The following is a 24,027-nucleotide window of genomic DNA, read 5'->3' on the forward strand; positions in this document are numbered from 1 at the left end:
TTTATTTTTCCGAATCTTATTTATTTCAGCGTTCCCAAAGACTTCTTCAGATAGATTTCCGTCAGCTTCACATCTATTTGCGCGTCAATCTTTTCTGAATGAGCAGACAACCATGCTGTTTGTGCTTCAAGAACATTGCTGGTGGCAATCACTCCTTCTTTAAAACCAAGTGTTGCATAGCGTAGATTTTCTTCCGCTTTTTCCATGTTTTTAGAAGACATTACCAGTTTCTTACCAGCTTCTTTTACCTTGAATGCAGCCTGATTGACCTGCAACTCTATTTTTTCACGAGCATCCTGAAGTTGGTACTGTGCAATACGAGCTTCGGCTTTTGCCGCTCTGGTTTTATAAATACCTTCTCCCCAGTGCCATATAGGTATCTGTACCATAACTCCCACATTCCACATACCTTTGAACTTGTTTTCAAAGCTGTTGAAAACAGAGGGATTGGTTACCATATAATTCCCCATCAATGCGATGGATGGAAGATGCTCCGCACGGGTTACATTTACTTTCTGTTTATAAATCTGCGTTGCCAATTCGAGGCTACGTATCTCCGGACGATTCTCATAAGCGGTGGATAGATCGAAATGAGGATCCGTTGTCAGTAATGGAATGTCTTCCATATTTTCGTCTGCCAGTGTGATGGGAGAACTAAGATCAATACCACATAGTTGACACAGCAACATTCGCGCAAGACTCAATCCGTCTTCCACTTTAGTCAGTGTCATTTCGGCTTCATTTACCTTGACGCGTATAGACAAACCATCCGCTTTGGTGGCTACTCCTTCATTAATCATTTTCTCTACATCGCTGTCCAGCTGTTGCAGAAGCTTTAGATAACCTTCTGCCAACTTCTTCTTATTAACCAGTGAAATGACTTGCCAATAGGCTTGGTCCGTACTCATGATTACTTCCTGCATACCGCCGTGATGTTGTTCTTGAGCCAACTCTTCGGCATACTTTGTTATTTTGTTGTACGCCCGGATTTTCCCGCCCATGTATAAAGGTTGTGTCAATGTAATGGCACCTGCATAGACATTTCGGGTGTCTGTACGGAGTGCATCCACTAAAGAGTTTCCCGCTTGATCGAGGGCGGGCAGCACCGCTCCTAATTTTCCACTTAAGGAAGAAATAAGTGGTGCCAAGTCAGGATGTGCTGTTGCAATCTCGGTTGCAGCTTGTTGGATGGGGCCAGCCAGATTCGTTCCTAACCCTGAAAGCGCGGCTTTCTGGTCATTGTTTAATAATGAAAACTCTTTCTGGTTCCTCATGTAAGCTCCCGTTGCCGAGAAATTAGGCAAATAATTTGTAAATGCAGCTTTCCGTTGATAATGAGCCGCACTTATTTTTTCATTGCTTATCAACAAATCTTTGTTGTTGGCAAGAGCTAATGCGCGGCAACTATCCAGACTTAGAAAGCTCTGCGCTTTTACTGTAAAAGTGAAACTTAACAGAAATGTCAGAAGAAAAACTTTTTTCATCGCATCTTGCATATTAATAAGGTGGTACTTCTATTTTAAATAACCCTGTTCTTATGCAATTTGTTTATTAAAGTAGTCTGTTTTTTTGTACTTGTTTAATTAAACAATAATTGCATAAACAACGATGCAAATGTATGTGCTTTCTGTGAGAACTCAAAACGAATTAGCTTTTTTTAGAAATATAGTGGGGATGGATTCTGTTGAAAAGAAAGAAGGCTATTCCTCATGGCGAGGAACAGCCTTTCTTGATATATAAAGTAAGGGGATTTTAATTACAGAGCACCTACTTCTTTCAAAGCAGCGTTAGTTCCGTGAACAGCTTTTGCGCTAGCTGCGAACTTAGCTTTTTCGTCTTCGTTCAGGTTCAGTTCAACGATCTTTTCGATACCGTTCTTGCCAAGGATTACAGGAACACCGATGCAAAGATCTGATTCGCCGTATTCACCTTCCAATAAAACAGAACAAGGAACCATCTTCTTTTGGTCGTGAAGGATAGATTCAACTACGAATGCTCCTGCTGCACCCGGTGCATACCATGCAGAAGTACCTAGCAATTTAGTCAGCGTAGCACCACCTACCATAGTAGCAGCAGCAACTTCTTCCAATTTCTCTGCAGAGATGAAATTAGCTACAGGCATACCTTTGTAAGTAGCGAAACGAGTCAAAGGAATCATCGTAGTATCACCGTGACCACCGATAACCATACCTTCTACTTCGTTAGCGTTGCAACCGATAGCTTGAGACAAGAAATATTTGAAACGAGAGCTATCCAGAGCACCACCCATACCGATCACACGGTTTTTCGGCAAGCCCAGAGCTTTCAATGCCAAATAAGTCATTGTATCCATTGGGTTGGAGATAACAACGATGATAGCGTTAGGAGAATATTTCAACAGGTTTTCTGCTACCGATTTAACGATACCAGCGTTCACACCGATCAGTTCTTCACGAGTCATACCCGGTTTACGAGGAATACCTGAAGTAATCACAACAACGTCAGAGTTAGCAGTTTGAGCATAGTCGTTCGTGCAGCCTACCAATGTAGTGTCGAAACCCAACAATTGAGCTGTCTGCATCATATCCATTGCTTTACCTTCTGAAACGCCTTCTTTAACGTCCAGCATTACTACTTCGTCTGCTACTTCATTAAAAGCAAGTACATTTGCACATGTAGCACCTACGTTACCTGCGCCTACTACGGTTACTTTTGACATAATACTATATATTTAAAAAGTTGATAATTTGTTTTATCTTTTAGCGCGACAAAATTACAACGATAATCCTGATTAAAGAAATTTTTCCGTAATAATTTTAGTTAAAGGTCGAAGTTCCCGATAATATATAGGTATGATAAAAAGTTTGGGTGGAAGAAGCTGTTTTTTGCATGGTTATATACAGAATGTAGCTGCGTAAGAATGTACTATTATGGCAAATGATTCATTCAGCTATTTTTTTATAATTGCTTGCCTATTCGGAGTTACTTCGTTAGTTACTGTTACTTCGTTCCACTATAGTGTTCCGCAAGAATAACTATAGTGTCCCTTACGGATAACTATAGTGGAACGCAAGAGTAACTATAGTAGAACGAAGTAATAATAAGCAATGAGATTAATAATATTAGGCAGAGAAAGAAATAACGATAGTATCTTGATGGAGAATTTTTGGCAATACCTTTCAACCGTATGCTTGATTCATTTTTGTATGGAAAAAGAAGATACCAATTAAAGTGGCAGGGAACCTGGCAAGTTTTTTAAATAATGAACGAATAAAGTCCGAAAGCTTATTATCTTTGTGCCAATCTGTTAATTGAAAGTTTAATGAACTGCTGAAAATATCGAAAATATCAAAATGAAGTTCTGGGAATCAAATCATCAATCTGTTCAGGAAGGGGATATGCAATTTATTGCACTTTACAAATTTTACTATCAAGATTTGTATGCTTATGGAGTGAGTTTGGGGTTCAATACCGAAGATGTGAAAGATGCAATTCAAGAAGTATATCTAAAATTGTATTTCAATGAGCGCCTGTGTATTGATGAGAAGAAAATAAAATTTTATTTGTTGCGTTCGGTTAGGAATCAGCTGATTGATTGGGAGCGTACAAAGAAAGATACATCTTCTATAGAAGAAGAGGAAAGGAGTTTTAAATTATCCGTATCCGTTGAAGAAAGCTTTATTTCTGATGAAGAAGACTTATTACTGAAAAAAAGGGTGAATAGAATTCTTGATTTGCTGACAGATCATCAGCGGGAAATAGTCTATTTACATTTTATAGAGGAAATGCCTTATGAAGAGATTGCGGTAATGCTGGATATGAAAATTCAAACGGTGCGCGGACAAGTCTTTAAAGCGATGGAGAAATTAAGAAAACTGGATTCAAAAGATTATTTTCTGTTTTTTCTTATCTTATACCTGCATGGCGTTTCTGTCTTTAAATAATTGAAAAAGAGTATTGTATACGGAAGGCGGGGAGCGTAAACCTATACCTCTCTGCTTTTTTATTTATTTTTTTGAGGAAAAAAGGAGATGAAAGGCATACGAATCTCGTATATATAGTAAACAGGTCTTTAATTGAAATAAATAATGAAAGAATATTCATCATATACTACAGCTGATTTTTTGAACGATGATTTATTTCTTTTCTGGTATTATTCCGGAGAAGGAGATTATTATCGAAAAATCATTGCCGATTGTCCCGATCGTGAGCCGTATTTAAAAGAAGCGATGGAGAGACTGGTGGCGTTAAAGTGGGAAAAGCCGGTTTTACCCCCAAAAGAAGTGGATAATGCTTGTTTGAAACTGGAACAAGCCATTCAAAATCGGAAAATGTCTCAACGTAAACATCGATTGTATAAGATGAGATGGTGGAGCGCTTCAGTTGCGGCAGCTATTCTTATCCTGTTTGTTTCGGTAGAGGTTATTTGGAAAAGTGCTCCGGCAATTGATTATCTAGCTTTGTTGCAAGTGAATGACTCTGTGTTTATGAGTGGTAAAACGCAGCTTTTTGTTGACGATCAGTTGAAAGAAACTTTTGAAAGTAATCCGGATTTGGCTTACGATCAAATGGAGACAGATGCTGGTGAAGGGGAATTTAATAAATTAGTTGTTTCGTATGGCAAACGTGCCCGTGTCACTCTTTGCGATGGTACGAAAATATGGGCGAATGCAGGAACGGTGCTTCTATATCCAACACATTTTGAAGATAAGAAGCGTGAAATATATGTAGATGGAGAAATATATATTGATGTGACTCCTAATCCGGAGAAACCTTTTATTATTAAGACGTCGGATATGGGAGTAAAAGTGTTGGGAACTTCTTTCAATGTTTCGGCTTATCGGGAAGATGTAGAGAAAAGTGTTGTGCTGGTTACAGGTAAAGTGGAGGTAACAGCATCTAATGGAGAATCTGTACGTATTTTACCCAATGACCGGTTCAGGCAATCCACTGATAAATATGTGGTAGATAAAGTGAATGTGGAGGATTATGTGTCGTGGAAGGAGGGACGATTATCGTTTAAAAACACAGAGCTTGGCGGAATACTCAAACAACTGTCCAGATACTATAACGTAAGAATTGATTATGATAAACAACAACAAATCACTTGTAGCGGAAAACTGAATTTGGACGATACGATCGAACAGATATTGAATACTATCACAGAAACGGCTCCTGTGATAATAAGTAAGGAAAACAATGTTTATAAAGTAACAATAAAGAAAAAATAGCCTATGATTAATATGTGAAAAAACATACTCTAATTTATCCTTTTGAGAGAGAAAGGATACCAGCCAGTTTTATTCGTAATAGAATAGCCTTAAAATATTGAAGTATAATTTTAATTCTTAAACAGATGAATGAAAAACATCAAAAAAAGAATCACACTTGCCTAAGTGTGAGAAGGCCCTTTATATGCTTTTTTCTAGCATTGGGTGTGTTTCTGCTATCCGCTTTTCCTACTGAATTGTATGCCCAGAAGAAAACAATTACTTTGGACTATAAAGAGTTGGGACTAATGGAACTTTTTAAGAAGATAGAAGAAAAGAGTGATTATGTCTTTTTCTACTATGACGTATTGATAGATAAGGATGTGAAGATTCCTGCACGTTTCAAAAACATGACAGTAGAGCAAATTCTGGATAAAGTTTTTGCTAACATGGAGCTTGCCTATAGCATTAATAAAAAACAGATAACTATTAAAAAGAAAGTATTGCAGGAAAAAACGAAGAAAGAAGGTCAAAGCTCTATTGTAAAAGGAGTGGTATTCGACCAGTCTCGTGAACCGTTGCCAGGAGTTAGTATTGTAGTGCAAGGTACTAATATCGGAACTGTCAGTGAACTTAATGGAGCTTATTCCATTCATGTGCCTTCGGATGATTCGAAGATTATTTTTTCCTATATAGGTTTCGCTCCTGTGACTTATTCGGCAAAAGAAATGAATAAGCTGTCAGAAGTGGTGTTGGTTGAAGATACAAAAACAATTGATGAAGTGGTTGTGGTAGGATATACGACCCGTACACGTGAGAAATTAATCAGTTCCGTCTCGACTATAAACAATCAGGAATTAGTTAAGTCCACAGTCCCCAATCTGGAGAATGCGTTGACAGGGCGTGTGTCCGGAGTCTTTTCCCGTCAGACTAGTGCTGAACCGGGTTCAGATGGTGCCGATTTGAAAATTCGCGGTTTTGGTTCTGCTTTGGTGGTAGTAGATGGTATTCCGGGAAGAAATTACAGTGATATCGATCCTTCCGAAATTGAGTCCGTTTCCGTATTGAAAGATGCATCGGCTGCCGCTGTTTATGGGATGCAGGGAGCAAATGGAGTTATTCTTGTAACGACTAAAAGAGGAGGAAAAAACAAACCGACGACATTGGATATCAATACGCGCTTCGGATTGCAAATGCCTCATAACTATCCACAGCCTGCATCAACCCCGCTGTGGCAGACATTAGTCGGTGAATATTATGCTAATATGAAATTGATTAATGATAAGAACGCGGTGATTACTCCCGCTGATATGGCTACACGTGACTATGCTTATAATACCAATTGGTATGAGGAAATGATAAAGAACGCTCCCATCACCCAGTCCAATATCAATATTTCGGGAGGCACAGATAAAGTCAGTTATTTTATTTCAGCCGGCTATTTATATCAGGGAGGTATTTGGTCAACAAATTCTACTGATAAGAATCGTTTCAATTTCCGTAGTAATTTGGATGCGGATATACTGAAAAACTTGAAGTTATCTGTCGGAGTGGGAGCTGTCATTAACAGTCTGAATTATCCGAGATCCGCTTCGTATGAGATAGCCCGCAAAATGAAAGATATGGCTCCGAATATTCCGGTAAAGTGGCCGGGGCATGACGACTATTATGCTTTTGGTGGGGAAGGCACAGTGAATCCGATGGCATTGGCGGATAAAGAGGCATCCGGATATTCCAAGAAAATAGCCAAGAATCTGAATGTGGATTTTTCTTTGGAGTATAAGGTTCCCTTTGTAGAGGGGCTCTCTTTGAAGGCTACGATGGGATATACGCAATCTGATTCGTGGAATAAGAACTGGAATATGAATATCGTTTATATGGGCTATCGGGAGGATGCGCAGGAATATTATGAGAGTGCTTCCGCCTCTAATGCCAATAAAGCAAGTTTGAGTTTGGAAGATGGGTTTTCCTATAATATAACCGGACAAGGTTTTATCAATTATATCCGTTCGTTCGGGAATCATAATATAAACAGCGGACTGGTCTTTGAATTCTCGGATGCGGAAAACCGTTCTACTGTTACGTCTCGTGGAGAATTTCCTTCTACTGTGTTGGATATGATGGCGGGTGGAATTGCCAATAAGCAAGTGACAAATAGTGAAGTTTTCCGTAAATACAGAACGGCTTCTTTCATCGGTCGCTTCTCTTATGATTACCGTTCCAAGTATTTTGTCGATTTCAACTTCCGATATGATGGTGCCCAGTATTTTGCCGATAAGTGGGGTTTCTTTCCCTCTGCCTCTATAGGATGGATGCTGACAAACGAAGAGTTTATGAATCCGTTGAAGAAAGTTTTGAATGAGTTTAAAATTCGTGCCTCTTGGGGAGAATTGGGTGACTTGTCGGCTGCCAGTCAATATTATGCTAATAATGAGCAATACTATTTTCAAAGCGGCTATCAATATCCGGGTACTCCGATGAATTTTGGTGACCGCACCATTTATGGATTAAATCCCACCTTGAATCCTAATCCGGATTTTACATGGGCTACCTCGTCAATGATAAATGCGGGTGTTGATTTTAAGTTGTGGAATGGCTTGCTTAGCGGATCGGCAGATGTGTTCTATCGTCAGCGTAAGGGACTTCCGGCACAAAAGGCCAATGATAATGCAGGAGCATTGGCTACTTGGTATAACTTAGACCATGACAACACTCGCGGTTTTGAGTTCTCATTGAATCATCAATATAAAATAGGAGAAGTCAACTATTTTGTCGGAGGAAACATGTCGTGGTCCAGAACCCGGAAAGGGAATATTGAGCACGGAAGATTTACAAGCGGTTATGACGAATGGAAATGGAACACTGAAGGGCATTGGAATAACGTACGTTGGGGATATAACTGCATTGGACGTTATCAGTCGTATGGAGAAATAGCCAATGCGCCCATGCATAATAATTCGAATAATAACAGTGCCATATTGCCGGGTGACTTAAAGTATGAAGACTGGAATGGCGATGGCTATATTGACAATTATGATCAACGTCCTATCGGAAGAAATGCTTATCCGGAGTTGGTATATGGTATTAACCTGGGACTTTCCTGGAAGGGAGTTGATTTCTCCATGTTCTGGCAGGGAGGGGCATTGTCGGACTTCCAGATCGGTGCTTTCGATATGGATGCTTTCCAGGAAGGAGCTACTAACTTGAACACTTGGGAATATTTTGGCGATCGTTGGCATCGTGCCGATTATACTGATCCGAATTCTGAATGGATACCCGGGTATTTTCCTGCGGTCCGGGATTTTACATCAGTAACGATTAATCGTTTAAGTTCTAACTTTTGGATGTGGAATGGAAGTTACATTCGTCTGAAAAATGTGGAATTGGGATATACTTTGCCACAACGAATTACCCAGAAAGCTAATATCAAACAGTTGAGGATTTATGCGAATCTTTATAACTGCCTGACCTTCTCCTCACAGAAATTCTTTGATCCGGAACAGCTTGAAAGTCAGTATTCGTTTGCCAGCTATCCGCAAATCATGTCATTTAATGTAGGTATAAATCTTAAATTCTAACAGGTTATGAAAGTAAAATCTATCATATATATGGTATTGGCATTGAGCTTGTGCTGTGGATGTAGCGATTGGCTTACTGTCGATTCGAAAACCATTCTTAGTGAAGAGGACATTGCCAAATATCCCGAACTGGCAGAAGCACAGTTCTTATCCAATTATGCGGAATTACGTAAATCAATCCATTGTATCGGTGACGGAGCAATGTCGTACAGGCAACATCATCTGGATGCTTTTACCGATGATGGAGCGAGCAATATTACCTACGAGAATGGGGTCATGAGAAATAACACTCCGGGTACTGTTTTTGGAGGAGTCTTTTCTCAAAGCAAAGGTGAAATATTTGAGGCGGTATGGAATTATAAGACAATCAATATTGTTAATAAGTTTATCGCCACTTATAAGAATTCGGATAATGAAGGGGTGTTGAGTACAGTCGGTGAGGCTTATTTTATTCGTGCTTATCTGTATTTTGAGATGGTGAAACGATATGGGGGCGTGCCTTTGTATTCAAGTCCGTTGGATGATGTAAGCTCCATCAACAATCGTTCTACAGAAGAAAAATCCTGGGATTATATAAAAGATAACTTGGACTCGGCTCTTGTATTGCTTCCGAAAGTACAGCGTATTGCATCAGAAGATCGTGACCGTGCCAATCGGTATACAGCTTTGGCGTTGAAGTCGAGGGCTATGTTGTATGCGGGGACTATTGCTAAGTATGGAAAAGTTTCAAATAATAGTTTCCAGGGAATCCGCAAAGAAATGGCGAAAACATATTTATTGGAAGCGGCAAAAGCAGCAAAGGAAATCGTTGATGATGGTAAGTATGCGCTCTCTACTGAATTTGGCGATTTGTTTAATGGAAAAGATGAAAATAATAATGAGATAATTTTCCGTTTTGCTAATGTTGCCAAGACAGGAGTGGCTGTATATGAGGATTACTGGTATCAGTCTTATCGTATTAAACGGGCCGGTTACTGTGCCTTTATGGTTCCTCCTTTAGATGTTGTCGAACAATTTGAAACATTAGACGGTAAGATTCAGCCATTGGATTATGCCGCTTCAAAGAATAATCCCGAAGATTTTTTTGCAAACCGTGATAAACGTCTGGATGCCACTGTTATTTATCCGGGAGGAGAGTTCTTGGGAGAACGTTTCTCTATTTACCGGAAAACACTCGTAAAAAGGCCAGATGGAACTACTGAAGAATATTCTTATGAAAAATCTGAAGATTGGATGGGAGCGGGGAAAGTGCCCGGTCACGAAAAATACATGAAAAGTGGAGCAGATGGTATCTTCTTGAACCTTTCCGCCGCAGGAACTACTAACTGGGGATTTTTTCTGAAAAAAACACTGTATGGAGTGAAGAGGTTGGATGATTATCTTATACAAGAAAACGATCAGGATGCTGTCGTTATTCGGTATGGCGAGGTTATTTTAAATTTGGCTGAAGCTGCCGTTGAGCTTTCAACCTATGGAGTGAATGACTATTTAGCGGTTGCCCAAGTCGCTTTTGACCTATTGCGTAGTATACATGGAGGATTGCCTGCCAAAACGATGGACTTGGAGGTTGTACGGCATGAACGCCGGATAGACTTGATGTATGAAGGATTCCGTTATTGGGACTTGAAGCGTTGGCGCATTGGGGAAGAAAAGATGCACAATAAAACGTTGAAGGCTCTCTATCCCATTCTTCATATCGATGAAACAACTTCTCCTGCCTCCGTTTATTATACGTTGGAGAAAGTAGAAGCACCGGATTTGGCTACGAGAGTGAAATGGTTCGAGGAAAGAGACTATTATTGTCCGCTTCCTTTAAGCAAAAGCCCGGGTATCGTGCAGAATGACGGTTGGAATTGATAACCCTAAAAGAAAAGAATATGAATAGAGCTAGATTATATATAAATATCAAACTGTTACTTTTAGCAGTGTTAACACTGAATCTGTCAGGGTGTGAACTTGACGAACGTGTGGACGATTTGACCGGTGGCTACGAAGGCGCTTTTATTGACAGGCTGACCGGCGAAAAGGTGGCTACCGAATATTATGGAGCTAAATTAAAGTTACTTGATCTGGAGTATGGAAATGTAGCGGTTCCCTTGGAGTATAACACACTTCCTGAAGGAACATATCGCAATACCAAAGTATATCCTTCCCGCTATAAAGTATGGGCGAACGGACCGTTCTTTGAGTTGGATACCATTTATGGTGATATTCGTAGTTTTAAGAAAATGGACTTGATTGTTACCCCTAATGTAACATTGAAAATCAAGAAGGTGGAAGTGTTGTACGGCATTACAGCGAACGTCACTTTTACTTATCAGGTAAATGACGAACGTTCCAAGAATCAGGAAATAGGATTGGTATATGGCAAAGAGCAATATCCCGGACAACGTACGGCTATGAATGAAAGCGAAAGCGGTTCACATACTTACAAACGAATAAAGAAGAATTTGACAGAATTGTCGGGAGAATTTACGGAGACTCTGTTCTTAAACCCTAACAGCACATATTATCTGAGAGCTTTGGGACGTACGGAATCAGCAGGAGATTACTGGAATTATTCAGAACAGACTGTGATTAATACGACAGATATTGATTTGTCTTCCTTACCGATTGAAGCCGCTGTCGGAGTAAGTAGTGCCACTTCTGCTGTTTTGCAGTGGGCATTTCCTCCCGTTGTTGACGAGATAAAGGTTTCTTATACGGATCGGGATGGTGAAGAGGTGATGGATAAATTTAAACCTACGGATTATTCATACGTTGCCAATTTACCTCATAATCAAAAGAGTACAATCAAAGTACAACTTCTGGCGAAAGGAGTTGCCGGTCCGGAACAAACGATTGAAGTACAGACTAAATCTTTGACGGATAAATATGTACCTGCCTCAAACACTCGTCCGGAAAATGTTCCTTTCTACAATGATTCGGAATTTAAAAAATCATTATCAGGTGAATGGGCATTGATATATGGTCCTACAATCGGCGAAGACTGGTCCACTACCGATTTACGTTTTGAATATTTCGATTGGTGGGACACATGGTTGATAGGATTTGCCGACCGTATGCCTGCTTGCCAGGATATAGAGAACTTTAAATCACTGACGATTCAGGGAGAAATACAAACGTTGGTTGATATTTTACCTTTTGTTAATCTGGAAACACTTTCTATCATAAAGGGTAAAGGTTTCTCAGTGGATAAAACGATTAATCCGAAAGTTGACCTGACAGTTCTGAAGAAACTGAAGAAACTTAACACAGTTATTATAGGACCGGATGTGCCGCTTACTAAAAAGAATTTTGATGATGCGGGACTTACACATCTGACGATTACCAACTAGGTCGGTAATCACACTACTCCCTTTGACAAGCGAATGTGTCTAGTGGGTAACATCGGATACATTCGTTTTTTTAAAGAAATATATAAATGAAAATATAAATAGTATGTGTAAGATTAAATGTTTATTTCTACTGATGTTGATCGTATTGTGTTCTTCCTGCAAAGAAAGTACAGAAGATGAAAAAGCGATGCAACAGATGGTGGAACGTTTATTTCCGGAGTATGCTTCCCAATTTAGTTTTGAACAATCAGAAAAGATTGATAAAGATTGGTATGAAATAGAAGCGCAAGGAGGAACAGTACGAATACGGGGAAATAACGCAAATTCGATGGCTGTAGGGCTGAACTATTATCTGAATCATTACTGCCTTACCTCTGTTTCCTGGTATGTGAACGATACGGTGGAGATGCCGGAAGTATTACCCATGCCACCGGCAAAAATAATTTCGACTGCCCGTTGCAAGAACCGATTCTTTCTTAATTACTGTACCTTCGGTTATACAATGCCATGGTGGACATGGAAGGATTGGGAACGGTTGATAGACTGGATGGCTTTAAATGGAATCAATATGCCTTTGGCAATCACCGGACAAGAATCTGTCTGGTATCGCGTATGGACGAAATTAGGATTGACGGATGAGGAAATACGGAACTATTTCACAGGGCCTGCTCACTTGCCTTGGCATCGTATGTCTAACTTGGATTATTGGCAGGGGCCTCTGCCTAAAGAATGGCTGGATACACAAGAAGCATTGCAGAAACAAATCGTAGCCCGTGAACGTCAATTTAATATGCGCCCCATACTTCCTGCATTTGCCGGACATGTACCGTCGGAACTTAAAAGAATCTATCCGGAAGCTAAGATTAGCCGGATGAGCTCTTGGGGAGGTTTCGAGGATAAATACAGAAGCCACTTTCTGGATCCGCTTGACCCATTGTTTGCAACCATACAGAAAGAGTTTCTGGAAGAACAAACTAAGTTGTTCGGAACAGACCATATTTATGGGGCAGATCCTTTTAATGAAGTAGCCCCTCCAAGTTGGGAGCCGGAATTTTTAGCCAATTGCTCGAAGCATATTTATCAATCGATGACGCATGTCGATCCGGATGCTACTTGGTTACAAATGACATGGTTATTCTATATTGACCGACATTTATGGACAAACGAACGGGTAGAAGCTTTCTTGAAAGCAGTCCCTCAAAATAAACTGTTGCTACTGGACTATTATTGTGAGAATACTGAAGTTTGGAAGCAGACAGATCGGTATTTCGGGCAACCATATTTATGGTGCTATTTAGGAAATTTCGGAGGAAATACAATGCTTGCCGGAAACACCAAAGAAGTGGGGAAACGAATCGAAAATGTATATACCAATGGTGGAGAAAACTTTTCGGGACTGGGTTCTACTTTGGAGGGGTTTGATGTAAATCCTTTCATGTATGAATATGTTTTCAGTAAAGCATGGGATTGTAATCTTCCGGACTCTGTATGGATAGAACAACTGGCAGACAGGCGAATTGGCTTGAGAAACCAACAAATGCGTCGGGCATGGAAATTGCTTTATGACAGTATTTATACAGCACCAGCTGCTTTGGGACAGGGGACATTGATGAATGCGCGTCCTTGTTTAAAAGGAAATGGCAATTGGACGACTACGCCTACGGTAGCGTATTCCAATGAAACTTTGTTTGAGGTATGGGAGATGTTGTTGAAAGCCGGAGAACATCGACATTCTACTTATGAATATGATGTTGTTAATATAGGAAGGCAAGTGCTGGGGAATTATTTCGGGAAGCTTCGCGATGAATTTGCGGAAACTTATTCCCGGAAGCAATTACCGCTATTAAAACAAAAAGGAGCTGAAATGAAACAACTACTGCGTGATGTTAATACTTTATTAAGTACACAATCTTCTTTTTTACTGGGAAAATGGATTGAAGATGCCCGTTCATTAGGTATAGACGAAGCCTCTAAAAATTATTACGAAGAAAATGCCCGTACTATCGTTTCAACCTGGGGAGATAAAGATCAAAGTTTAAACGATTATGCAAATCGTACTTGGGGAGGTTTGGTATCGGGATATTATGCGCCTCGTTGGGAAATGTTTATAGATGAAGTTATTCGCTCTGTTTCTAACAAGCAGCCGTTTAATGCTGATGCTTTTCATCAAAGAGTGACGCAGTTTGAAATTGACTGGGTCAAGTCACATGAACGTTATCCTTCCGAACCGGTTGGTAATGCTGTTGAGATTGCTACTTTATTGATGAATAAATACAAGGATTCAATTTTAAAAGAAAAACACAATGAGAATAATTAGTTATATTTCAAGTATAATCATCACTTTTTTTGCATTGGCTATTATGAGCGGATGCAAAGATTCGGAAGTTGTTGATGACGGCTTTCGTACAACAATGGCTAAAGCCTCTGATGTGAAATTAAATAAAGTTGCCTATTGGCCGGGAGATCCTGTAAATTGCTCTTTTACCTTGAAAAATGAAACGAACTATCCGATGGATATTCGTGAAGTAAAAGTGGTGATTCAGAACTTGGATGATGGAGGGTGTGTATTGATAGAAAAGTCTGTTGCTTCCCATATTCAAATAGAACCGGGACAATCTGTTCCTGTGGATGCCGGGACACTGTATACCCTTCCAGCTGCATTAAAGCCTTCTTCCTTTTGTGCTGTCAGGTTCCTGTTAGATTTTGAAGATGGGATAACCACTACAATTGACGGAACATATTTCAGAGCTGTCAACGAGCAGTCGCTGTTGACTTACGATATTCAAAAGTTAGATTATCAGGGACTTCCTGTTTATCGTCAGATAGGAGATATGAGTGCCGGGTTCGGTGTATTAAAAACGATAGTTGCTTTCGACCAGGGAATAGCTGCCACCATGGAGGAGGCTCCGCAGGGTGGTACTTATCCGGTTGCGCCTACTCCGGAGTTTTTGCAACGTTCCGTTCGCAAAACTGTTGAGCTTTACAATTCGGAGATCGGAGCTGCCACAAAGATAAAGAGAGTGGTGGTTGGAACGGGGATCGCATCTGTTTCTTACTTTGCAACAATGATGGGGGCAGCCTATTTACCTATTCATTATCTGGTATCGGCTAATTCTGCTTCCGAAGTACAAGCTATACTCGATTATTCCAATCAAAATGGATATGCCTCTTATGCCACATTGGGTTATGACGGTTCTATGCCTGGAGTGGGAGTTGCCTGGATAAAATTATTGGATTTGCCGGAAGAATATAAGCAATTTATAAAAGACCATCAGGTGGAAGAAGTTTATATTTATGGAGTAGGTCAGGAAGGACATGGAGAGTCTTATTCCCGAAGGGTTTTGACGCAGAATACAATTACCGATGAATATGCACCTGGTTCTTTATATATATTGTATACTAACTTTGGTTCGGATGCCGATATTGACGCACTGAAACATCGGTTGTATGACTATAATCAGTTAAAATTGGGTGAAGGACAGTATATATCTGATTGGGAAAGCGGAATTGTTGATGATCAGATAACCAATATATCCGGCTCTGCGCAAGCGATGGCAAATGTGAAAGCTTATACGATTGAGACTGATGATATGATGGCTTTGTACAATATATCTTCTTTCCTGACGCTTCAATATATAAAAAAGAATCAAAGCAAGTTGCAGGCACCTTTTGTGAATGGAGTTATTTTTAACGAGTATCTTACGAATCACCCTCAATATGAAGCGTTTGTTGGATATGTACCTTTATTATATTGGCAATTTAATTCGGCGGCTTCTACAGTAGAACGTATTGATGGTTATCTGAAGCCAGCTATTGCCGGGTATTTTCCTGATGTTGTCGATCATCTGTATGAGGGATCTTTCTATCTGAATTCTAATATGAGACGCTATGAGTTTTATGACGAGCTGATAGCAAGAGGTGTCACTTCGGAGAATATTAGAATTAGGCAGAGTGTAGATAAATGGAATCCGGAAGATGATGGAGAAACGGAAGAGTATTTGGGACGCATTAATCATAAAATAGGTTCGGCTGAAGAATTTGCTTATGATATAATTGAACGTATTGGAGTGCAGAAGTATCGGAATACGGTTAAGTCGATGGAGTACCTGACATTGGAGGAGCTTCGTACTATTTGTGCACAGGTTGGAAATATGAGATTAGTAGAACATTGATATAACATCGGATTTAAGATTTAAACTAACGAAATGAATATAAAACAATTGATGGTAACTTTCTTCATTGCACTATTGGTAGGAGGAGAGATTGGAGCTCGTGTGCTGACGGATAAATTCGTTTATTCACAAGGGGAGAAGGTTGTGTTTACTTTTGATGGGAAGTCAGAAGGTAAAACGATTATACTGAAATATCTCTCCAAGAAAGGAGAACCGGTTCTTGCGGAGATTGGTGGAGAACCATTTGTTTGGGAAGTTCCTTCAGAATTTACGCCTGCAGCCGTAGGTGTTTATCAAAAAGAGGAGGGACAGTTGACATATTCTTCTTATTTTAGGGTGGTAATTCCCGGAATGTTGACTACCTATCAGATCGCTAAAGAGGAATATAAAGGTTTGAATGTGTTTATGCTCGATGGTGGGATGAGTGCGGAATATGCTGTCCAAAAATCTTTAGCTAATCTGACGGCAGGTGTGAGCCATACATGGCAGATTGGTCCGGGAGGAGGTCCCAAACCGGTATGGGGGACACCTGATTTCCTTCAACAATCCGTTCAGCATACAGTAGATTTATATAATGAGTATTTGGGTAAGTCGAAGAAACTTAAAACTGTGATAATAGCTACGGGAGTACCGACGGTACCTTATCTTTCTGCAGCTATGGAGGCTCCTGTATTGCCATTACATTTTTTGGTTTCTGTCAATTCTACCAAAGAAATTTCTTCCATATTAGAATATTCCTCGCAAGCTGGAGTACCTTGTTATGCGACATTGGGATATGATGCTTCCATGGATGATGTCGGAGTTGCCTGGATAAAATTATTGGCTTTGCCTGATGAATATCGGAAGTTTATAATAGAACATGAAGTAGAAAATGTAATTATCGCAGGCATAGGGGAAGACGTGAAAAGTGAATCTTATTGTCGGAAACTTAGTAAAACCGGAGTGGATGGTCAGGAGTATGCAGACGGCTCTCTTTATATTTTATATACCCAATCCGGTTCAGAGCATGACATCAAAACGATATCAAGAAATGTCGTGGACTATGATACGTTATCTCTTGAAAAAGGTAAGGACTTGGCCGATTGGGAGAGCGGTGTTGTCAACAGGCAGATTGATAATATATCAAAAGGTATTTATGAACATACTCCGGCACAAGTTTATTCTTTGATTGCTACTCATGATATGATGGATATGTATAATCTCGGTGCAAATATGGGTATGTATTTTATGTATAAGAATCGGGAGCAAACAAAGGTTTCCGTACAGGGGACTTATTTAAATGAATATTTAATATCACAACCTTTGTATGAGTTGACTCAAGGATATATTCCATTATTGTTTTGGCAGTTTGTTCCTCCTGTATCAACGATCGACAGGATAAAACGTGATATACAGAAAGTGGTGGATACTTATGAAAAAGGTGTTCTCTTGGAGAATAAAACCGTACATGTGAATGCACGTATCGGGAAAGAAGAGTTGGTACAGGAATTGAAGAAAAGGGGATTTCGGTTTGTTACTAAGCGCATAGATAAGGTGGAAGAATTGTGGAACTTATCCGATGGGATAAATTCTCCTTGTGAAGAAGTCGTGCAGAATATAGTAGAACAGATTGGAGTTCGGAGATATAAGGAATTGTGCGAAAATGCTTTATATTTGGATTTGGATGATCTCAAGCAATTGGTAGAAGATGTGCAGGGATTAATCTTTCAGTCTCTTTGATAAAAGGATGGGGGGAATGTGTGATTCAATCTCTATAGACTTTATTATGTCTCTTAACTTGACTGGGTTGATAAACTAATTAGTTAAAATTATATGGATTAGCAGGGAGTTATAAAAAAACTCTCTGCTTTTCTGCTTGACTTCTGTTGCGAAATGATTACTTTTGCGCACGTTATCAATTCACAACTGAAACTATGAGTAAAAAAAGCCTTCTTATTGCGGCCGTGGCTATCTTGGTGATAGCTATTATTGGTATTACTTATTTATTGTTTACCGAAAAACAAGCTAACCGGGAGTTAGTGCAGGAATTCCAATTAGATAAGGAAGATCTGGAAAACGAATATACCCGTTTTGCACAACAATATGATGAGTTAAAGATGACGATTTCTAATGACTCTTTATCTCAATTACTGGAACAGGAACAATTGAAAACTCAACGTCTCTTGGAAGAACTTCGTACAGTGAAGAGCACGAATGCTACAGAGATCCGTCGTTTAAAGAATGAGTTGGCTACTTTGCGTAAGGTAATGATTGGGTATATTAATCAGATCGACTCTCTGAATAAACTGACTGCACAGCAGAAACAGGTCATAGCTGAAGTGACTCAAAAGTATAATCAGGCTTCACGACAGATCGATAACCTTTCTGAAGAAAAGAAGAATCTGAATAAGAAGGTGACGCTAGCCGCACAACTCGATGCAACTAATATTCGTATCGAACCACGCAATAAACGTGGTAAAGTGGCGAAGAAAGTGAAAGACGTGGTGAAGTTAGCCATCAGTTTCACGGTCGTGAAGAATATAACCGCCGAAAACGGTGAACGTACCATCTATGTACGTATAACCAAACCCGATAATGATGTACTGACCAAGAGTGCATCCAATACTTTCCCTTATGAAAACCGTACATTGGTTTATTCAATTAAGAAGTATATTGAATATAACGGAGAAGAACAGAATATCAATGTGTTTTGGGATGTAGAAGAATTCTTGTATGCCGGAAACTACCGTGTTGATATCTTCGAAGGTGGTAATCTGATTGGTTCGCAGACCTTTATGTTAGATTAATATCGGGGTATTCTTTTTCTCTACCGATATTCTATTTTCTTCTATATTAGCTAACCCGATGGTCTGTTTTTAATATTTCTTCGGGCAACAGTTGTTCTTTTATGGATGAACTGGGGAAAGAACTGCATAAATAATTGCAATAATATACAGAAAATAGGGCGAGCACAGCATGAATTTGCAGACAATATGCAGCTTTTTAATCATGGAAGCCTTCGTTGGATTAAAACCAACGAGATGTCCCTCACCGAGAAAGGATAAGTTCCTCGGTGAGGGACATCTCATTTCTCGGTGAGGAACTCATATAGGAATGATTAGAAGCTATTTTTTTCTCTAGTTTGTATGTAAATAAAGGTAAGGAGAAACTGATAAAATGAATGACTGTTGTCTATAAAAGAATGATTTGCAAGTGTAATCAGTATATTTTAATCTTATTGAGTAAATATAGGGGAAAATAATGTTAATCTGATTTCTGAAGATAGTAAATCCCGGCCCCTTTTCTCTTTAGTTGGAATCTATACCCAATTTGTTGCATTCCCAACAACTTGAATGTCCCTTTTTTTAGAAGTTCTATTTTTAAGTACCGTATAGTTGAATTAGGCGATGAGGAATAACGGTGCATAATGTGAACTGCTTACCGTCTTCCGTCAGCTCCCCACATCATCTTGCTGCGGAGTGTATCGAAAAAAATGTGATTAAAACGTTTCACTACCTTTACGCTGTAATCTGCCCGGCGAATGGTTAGTTGAGTCGTTTCTTTGCAAGTTTCGCTCCTCCCGTCAATGGCGACGAGGAAGTTGTGACTTCTGCTTTCTACATCTAATGTAATCTCCCAGTCATCCCGAATAACGATAGGGCGGACGTTGAGACTATGTGGAGCCACCGGAGTGATGGCAATAGTGTTGGAATGAGGAACGATGATCGGGCCTCCTACACTCAAAGAGTAGGCTGTGGAACCTGTTGGAGTGGCAATTACTAACCCGTCAGCTTGATAAGTATTCAGATACGCGCCATTAATAGCTGTCCGGATACTAATCATAGAGGAGCTGTCCCGTTTGAGAATAGCTATTTCGTTGAGGGCGTAAGGAGAATCTTGGAGATGTTTGTCGTTGCAGATTAACTGAAGTACGCTCCGTTCCTCCACACTATATCTGCCGTTTTGGATTTCATCAAATGTTTCCTCCATTTCTTCCGGTGAAATATCTGCCAGAAATCCTAAACGTCCTGTGTTAATTCCCAAAATAGGGATCCCTTTTCTTCCTACGCGGCGGGCAGCTTTCAGAAACGTTCCGTCGCCTCCGATGCTGATTACCATATCGGCAGTAAAATCATCACCATCAAATAATTGATCTGCTTCAATATCCATATTTTCAGAAACTAGGAATTGATAAAATTCCCTGCACATACCAATCTCTGCTCCTTGTTTCTTTAAAAGTTTAAACAAGGTGACAGCATGAGAAGACTTTTTAGCCTGATAAGTATTTCCAAAAATGGCAAATTTCATAAGCAACATCATTAGTTCAGGATGCAAATTTGGCATTTTTTCTTGGATTTCTACTTTAAATAACCAAAAAAGAGTAGAGAATGCGTTTCGTATTATTAGGCAACTAATAATAATATTTGTATTTTTGCGGCAAATATAACGTAGAACTATGACTAAATTAAGTGTAAACATAAACAAGATTGCTACACTAAGAAATGCTCGCGGGGGAAATGTGCCCGATGTAGTAAAAGTAGCGCTTGATTGTGAATCTTTTGGGGCTGATGGTATCACCGTTCATCCCCGTCCTGACGAGCGTCACATTCGTCGCTCTGATGTATATGACTTGCGTCCTCTGTTGCGGACTGAATTTAATATTGAAGGTTATCCGTCTCCGGAATTTATTGACTTGGTGTTGAAAGTAAAACCTCATCAGGTTACTTTAGTACCCGATGATCCTTCACAGATCACCTCCAATTCAGGTTGGGATACGAAAGCAAATCAGGAATTCCTGACGGAAGTTCTCGATCAGTTTAACAGTGCCGGCATTCGTACTTCCGTTTTTGTGGCAGCCGATCCTGAAATGGTGGAATATGCAGCAAAAGCAGGGGCGGATCGCGTCGAACTGTATACTGAACCTTATGCGACGGACTATCCGAAGAATCCGGAAGCAGCTATCGCTCCTTTTATCGAAGCTGCAAAGACTGCCCGTAAACTGGGTATCGGATTGAACGCCGGTCATGATTTAAGTCTGGTGAATTTAAATTATTTCTATAAAAACATTCCTTGGGTGGATGAAGTGTCTATTGGACATGCGTTGATTAGCGATGCACTGTATCTGGGACTCGAACGTACCATTCAGGAATATAAAAACTGTTTACGCTCATGAATGCAATGATCTTGTTAGCCCAAGGGGCTATGAATATGGCCGACTCACTGGCTACTGCCAACCCCGTGCTGACGGAGGTAAACGCTCCGGAAATGAACATGCTTGATATGGCTGTCAAGGGTGGATGGATTATGATTGTATTGGGCGTACTGTCGGTTATCTGTTTCTATATCCTGTTTGAACGTAACTACATGATTCGCAAAGCAGGAAAAGAGGACCCTATGTTTATGGAACGGATTAAAGACTATATTCATAGTGGAGAGATCAAAGCGGCTATTAACTATTGCCGTACGATGAATACCCCTTCGGCACGTATGATAGAAAAAGGAATCAGCCGTCTGGGACGTCCTATTAACGATGTGCAGGTAGCTATTGAGAATGTGGGTAACATTGAAGTTGCAAAGTTGGAAAAAGGACTGACTGTGATGGCAACTATTTCCGGAGGTGCTCCAATGCTCGGATTTCTCGGTACGGTGACCGGTATGGTACGCGCATTCTACGAAATGGCGAATGCCGGAAGTGGAAACATTGATATCACTTTGCTTTCGGGAGGTATCTATGAAGCTATGATTACAACGGTCGGTGGTCTGATTGTCGGTATCATCGCTATGTTTGCCTATAATTATCTGGTGATGCTGGTAGACCGTGTGGTAAATAAAATGGAATCTCGTACAATGGAGTTCATGGACCTGTTGAACGAGCCTGCAAAATAATTGGCAGATGGGATTAAAAAGAAGAAATAGAGTATCGCCCAATTTCAGCATGGCCTCCATGACGGACGTCATCTTCCTGTTGCTGATATTCTTTATGATAACCTCTACGGTGGTGTCGCCCAATGCCATAAAGGTATTGTTGCCTCAAGGCAAGCAGCAGACTTCGGCCAAGCCGCTGACAAGAGTGGTTATCGATAAGGACTTGAATTTCTATGCCGCTTTCGGCAATGAAAAAGAGCAGCCGGTGGCGCTGAACGATCTGACTTCATTTTTGCAGAGTTGTGCAGAGAAGGAACCGGAAATGTATGTGGCATTGTATGCAGATGAATCGGTACCTTATCGTGAGATCGTAAGGGTATTGAACATTGCAAACGAGAATCATTTTAAGATGGTGCTGGCTACCCGCCCGCCTGAAAATAAATAAGAAACAATGGACAGAAGAAAAAAGGGTGAATACATAGGAGCGCTCGGTGCACTGTTGGTGCATGTGGCAGTGATTGCTCTTTTGATTCTGGTGAGCTTTACTGTCCCCCAACCGGATGAAGATGCAGGCGGAGTGCCTGTGATGCTGGGGAATGTGGATACAGCGAGCGGCTTTGATGATCCTTCTCTGGTAGATGTGGATATTATGGATGAAGATGCGGCAGCACCGCCTGCGGAAACAGAACCGCAACTCCCTTCTGAACAGGATTTACTGACACAGACTGAAGAGGAAACGGTCACTTTGAAGCCTAAGACGGAAGAACCGAAAAAAGAGACGGTGAAACCTAAAGAGGTGGTCAAGCCGAAAGAACCGGTGAAGAAGCCGGAAAAAACGGAAGCGGAAAAAGCTGCAGAAGCGAAACGACTGGCAGAAGAAAAAGCGGAACGTGAACGTAAGGCTGCCGAAGAAGCTGCCAGAAAGAGGGTGTCCGGTGCGTTTGGAAAAGGAGCGCAAATGACAGGAAATAAAGGAACAGCGGCTAGTGGCACGGGAACCGAAGGTAGCAAGGAGGGTAACTCTTCTACCGGAGCGAAGACCGGAACCGGAGGTTATGGAACATTTGACCTTGGCGGACGTTCTTTAGGTACGGGCAGTTTGCCGAAGCCTGTATATAATGTGCAGGAAGAAGGACGTGTAGTGGTGAATATCACCGTGAATCCTGCAGGGCAAGTGATATCGACCAGCATTAGTCCTCAAACGAACACTGTAAATTCTGCTTTACGTAAGGCGGCGGAGGATGCAGCTAAGAAAGCCCGTTTTAATACGATCGATGGAGTGAATAACCAGACAGGGACAATCACCTATTATTTTAACTTGAGATAGTATCATTAACCAAATATATTAAGCATTATGGGAACTGTATACGCTTTTTTTGCAGATGGTTTTGAAGAAATTGAAGCCTTTACTGCTATTGACACGTTGAGACGTGCCGGACTGAATGTAGAAATCGTATCCGTTACACCGGATGAAATTGTAGTAGGAGCACATGATGTATCCGTTCTTTGCGATATCAATTTCGAGAATTGTGATTTCTTTGATGCTGAACTTTTGTTGTTGCCGGGAGGAATGCCGGGAGCTGCTACACTTGACAAGCACGAAGGATTGCGCAAATTGATCCTTGATTTTGCTGCAAAAGGTAAACCTATTGCTGCCATTTGTGCTGCTCCGATGGTGTTGGGTAAACTGGGACTGCTGAAAGGAAAGAAGGCTACCTGTTATCCGAGTTTCGAACAATATCTGGATGGTGCCGAATGTGTAAATGCACATGTCGTACGTGATGGAAACATCATTACGGGTATGGGACCAGGTGCTGCTATGGAATTTGCCTTGACAATCGTTGACCTGTTGGTAGGTAAAGAAAAAGTAGACGAACTGGTAGAAGCGATGTGCGTTAAACGCTAA

At 40.5% G+C, this 24,027-nt stretch carries 17 protein-coding genes; 14 read left to right on the forward strand and 3 right to left on the reverse strand.

What is annotated here, in order from left to right; translation table 11 throughout:
* Positions 1–20 precede the first annotated feature (20 nt).
* Positions 21–1,484, reverse strand: a complete 1,464-nt coding sequence (locus KSX81_RS15985; RefSeq protein WP_217725692.1) for a TolC family protein — start codon at positions 1,482–1,484, stop codon at positions 21–23.
* Positions 1,485–1,756: 272 nt separating this feature from the next.
* Positions 1,757–2,698, reverse strand: a complete 942-nt coding sequence (gene mdh / locus KSX81_RS15990) for a malate dehydrogenase (protein ID WP_004297234.1) — start codon at positions 2,696–2,698, stop codon at positions 1,757–1,759.
* 634 nt (positions 2,699–3,332) lie between these two features.
* Here mdh and KSX81_RS15995 point away from each other — a divergent pair.
* The 9 genes from KSX81_RS15995 (at position 3,333) to KSX81_RS16035 (ending at position 19,063) form a co-directional block, all read left to right on the forward strand.
* Positions 3,333–3,923, forward strand: coding sequence for an RNA polymerase sigma factor (locus KSX81_RS15995; protein ID WP_004297236.1), 591 nt, complete (start codon positions 3,333–3,335; stop codon positions 3,921–3,923).
* A 144-nt stretch (positions 3,924–4,067) separates the two neighbouring features.
* Positions 4,068–5,210 carry a FecR family protein gene (locus tag KSX81_RS16000; protein ID WP_217725691.1) on the forward strand — a complete coding sequence of 381 codons (1,143 nt, stop codon included), beginning with the start codon at positions 4,068–4,070 and terminating at the stop codon, positions 5,208–5,210.
* 287 nt (positions 5,211–5,497) lie between these two features.
* Positions 5,498–8,767, forward strand: coding sequence for a TonB-dependent receptor (locus KSX81_RS16005; RefSeq protein WP_254884187.1), 3,270 nt, complete (start codon positions 5,498–5,500; stop codon positions 8,765–8,767).
* A gap of 6 nt (positions 8,768–8,773) precedes the next feature.
* Positions 8,774–10,624 (forward strand): RagB/SusD family nutrient uptake outer membrane protein, encoded by a 1,851-nt coding sequence (locus tag KSX81_RS16010; protein ID WP_217725689.1) that lies wholly within the window; start codon positions 8,774–8,776, stop codon positions 10,622–10,624.
* Positions 10,625–10,644: 20 nt separating this feature from the next.
* Positions 10,645–12,105 (forward strand): DUF3823 domain-containing protein, encoded by a 1,461-nt coding sequence (locus tag KSX81_RS16015; protein ID WP_004323584.1) that lies wholly within the window; start codon positions 10,645–10,647, stop codon positions 12,103–12,105.
* Between the two features lie 103 nt (positions 12,106–12,208).
* Positions 12,209–14,422 (forward strand): alpha-N-acetylglucosaminidase, encoded by a 2,214-nt coding sequence (locus tag KSX81_RS16020; RefSeq protein ID WP_004297241.1) that lies wholly within the window; start codon positions 12,209–12,211, stop codon positions 14,420–14,422.
* A complete protein-coding gene (locus KSX81_RS16025; RefSeq protein WP_004297242.1) occupies positions 14,409–16,277 on the forward strand; it encodes a hypothetical protein in 1,869 nt (622 codons plus the stop codon). Before KSX81_RS16020 ends, KSX81_RS16025 begins: the two co-directional genes overlap by 14 nt.
* Positions 16,278–16,310: 33 nt before the next feature.
* Complete coding sequence (locus KSX81_RS16030; RefSeq protein WP_004297243.1) at positions 16,311–17,996, forward strand: hypothetical protein; 1,686 nt, start codon at positions 16,311–16,313, stop codon at positions 17,994–17,996.
* A gap of 194 nt (positions 17,997–18,190) precedes the next feature.
* Positions 18,191–19,063 carry a hypothetical protein gene (locus tag KSX81_RS16035; RefSeq protein WP_004297244.1) on the forward strand — a complete coding sequence of 291 codons (873 nt, stop codon included), beginning with the start codon at positions 18,191–18,193 and terminating at the stop codon, positions 19,061–19,063.
* A gap of 631 nt (positions 19,064–19,694) precedes the next feature.
* Here KSX81_RS16035 and KSX81_RS16040 read toward each other — a convergent pair.
* Positions 19,695–20,564 (reverse strand): NAD kinase, encoded by an 870-nt coding sequence (locus KSX81_RS16040; RefSeq protein ID WP_004305502.1) that lies wholly within the window; start codon positions 20,562–20,564, stop codon positions 19,695–19,697.
* Between the two features lie 148 nt (positions 20,565–20,712).
* Here KSX81_RS16040 and KSX81_RS16045 point away from each other — a divergent pair, with 148 nt between their 5' ends.
* From KSX81_RS16045 to KSX81_RS16065, 5 genes are read left to right on the forward strand one after another with little or no spacing between them, the layout of a single operon-like run.
* Positions 20,713–21,429, forward strand: a complete 717-nt coding sequence (locus tag KSX81_RS16045) for a pyridoxine 5'-phosphate synthase (RefSeq protein WP_004297247.1) — start codon at positions 20,713–20,715, stop codon at positions 21,427–21,429.
* Positions 21,426–22,142, forward strand: coding sequence for a MotA/TolQ/ExbB proton channel family protein (locus KSX81_RS16050; RefSeq protein WP_004297248.1), 717 nt, complete (start codon positions 21,426–21,428; stop codon positions 22,140–22,142). Before KSX81_RS16045 ends, KSX81_RS16050 begins: the two co-directional genes overlap by 4 nt.
* Positions 22,143–22,149: 7 nt before the next feature.
* Positions 22,150–22,566 (forward strand): ExbD/TolR family protein, encoded by a 417-nt coding sequence (locus KSX81_RS16055; protein ID WP_004305499.1) that lies wholly within the window; start codon positions 22,150–22,152, stop codon positions 22,564–22,566.
* Between the two features lie 6 nt (positions 22,567–22,572).
* The gene (locus KSX81_RS16060) at positions 22,573–23,448 is read left to right on the forward strand and encodes a cell envelope integrity protein TolA (protein ID WP_009000282.1); all 876 of its coding nucleotides are present in this window, start codon (positions 22,573–22,575) and stop codon (positions 23,446–23,448) included.
* Between the two features lie 27 nt (positions 23,449–23,475).
* A complete protein-coding gene (locus KSX81_RS16065; protein WP_004297251.1) occupies positions 23,476–24,027 on the forward strand; it encodes a DJ-1 family glyoxalase III in 552 nt (183 codons plus the stop codon).

This window comes from Bacteroides sp. MSK.18.37, from assembly GCF_019129155.2.
In the GTDB taxonomy this organism is placed as follows: domain Bacteria; phylum Bacteroidota; class Bacteroidia; order Bacteroidales; family Bacteroidaceae; genus Bacteroides; species Bacteroides ovatus.

Bases quoted from the DNA above. Each gene is read 5' to 3' on its own strand.
- KSX81_RS15985 (WP_217725692.1), bottom strand. From the start codon at position 1,484: ATGAAAAAAGTTTTTCTTCTGACATTTCTGTTAAGTTTCACTTTTACA.
- mdh (WP_004297234.1), bottom strand. From the start codon at position 2,698: ATGTCAAAAGTAACCGTAGTAGGCGCAGGTAACGTAGGTGCTACATGT.
- KSX81_RS15995 (WP_004297236.1), top strand. From the start codon at position 3,333: ATGAAGTTCTGGGAATCAAATCATCAATCTGTTCAGGAAGGGGATATG.
- KSX81_RS16000 (WP_217725691.1), top strand. From the start codon at position 4,068: ATGAAAGAATATTCATCATATACTACAGCTGATTTTTTGAACGATGAT.
- KSX81_RS16005 (WP_254884187.1), top strand. From the start codon at position 5,498: ATGGAACTTTTTAAGAAGATAGAAGAAAAGAGTGATTATGTCTTTTTC.
- KSX81_RS16010 (WP_217725689.1), top strand. From the start codon at position 8,774: ATGAAAGTAAAATCTATCATATATATGGTATTGGCATTGAGCTTGTGC.
- KSX81_RS16015 (WP_004323584.1), top strand. From the start codon at position 10,645: ATGAATAGAGCTAGATTATATATAAATATCAAACTGTTACTTTTAGCA.
- KSX81_RS16020 (WP_004297241.1), top strand. From the start codon at position 12,209: ATGTGTAAGATTAAATGTTTATTTCTACTGATGTTGATCGTATTGTGT.
- KSX81_RS16025 (WP_004297242.1), top strand. From the start codon at position 14,409: ATGAGAATAATTAGTTATATTTCAAGTATAATCATCACTTTTTTTGCA.
- KSX81_RS16030 (WP_004297243.1), top strand. From the start codon at position 16,311: ATGAATATAAAACAATTGATGGTAACTTTCTTCATTGCACTATTGGTA.
- KSX81_RS16035 (WP_004297244.1), top strand. From the start codon at position 18,191: ATGAGTAAAAAAAGCCTTCTTATTGCGGCCGTGGCTATCTTGGTGATA.
- KSX81_RS16040 (WP_004305502.1), bottom strand. From the start codon at position 20,564: ATGAAATTTGCCATTTTTGGAAATACTTATCAGGCTAAAAAGTCTTCT.
- KSX81_RS16045 (WP_004297247.1), top strand. From the start codon at position 20,713: ATGACTAAATTAAGTGTAAACATAAACAAGATTGCTACACTAAGAAAT.
- KSX81_RS16050 (WP_004297248.1), top strand. From the start codon at position 21,426: ATGAATGCAATGATCTTGTTAGCCCAAGGGGCTATGAATATGGCCGAC.
- KSX81_RS16055 (WP_004305499.1), top strand. From the start codon at position 22,150: ATGGGATTAAAAAGAAGAAATAGAGTATCGCCCAATTTCAGCATGGCC.
- KSX81_RS16060 (WP_009000282.1), top strand. From the start codon at position 22,573: ATGGACAGAAGAAAAAAGGGTGAATACATAGGAGCGCTCGGTGCACTG.
- KSX81_RS16065 (WP_004297251.1), top strand. From the start codon at position 23,476: ATGGGAACTGTATACGCTTTTTTTGCAGATGGTTTTGAAGAAATTGAA.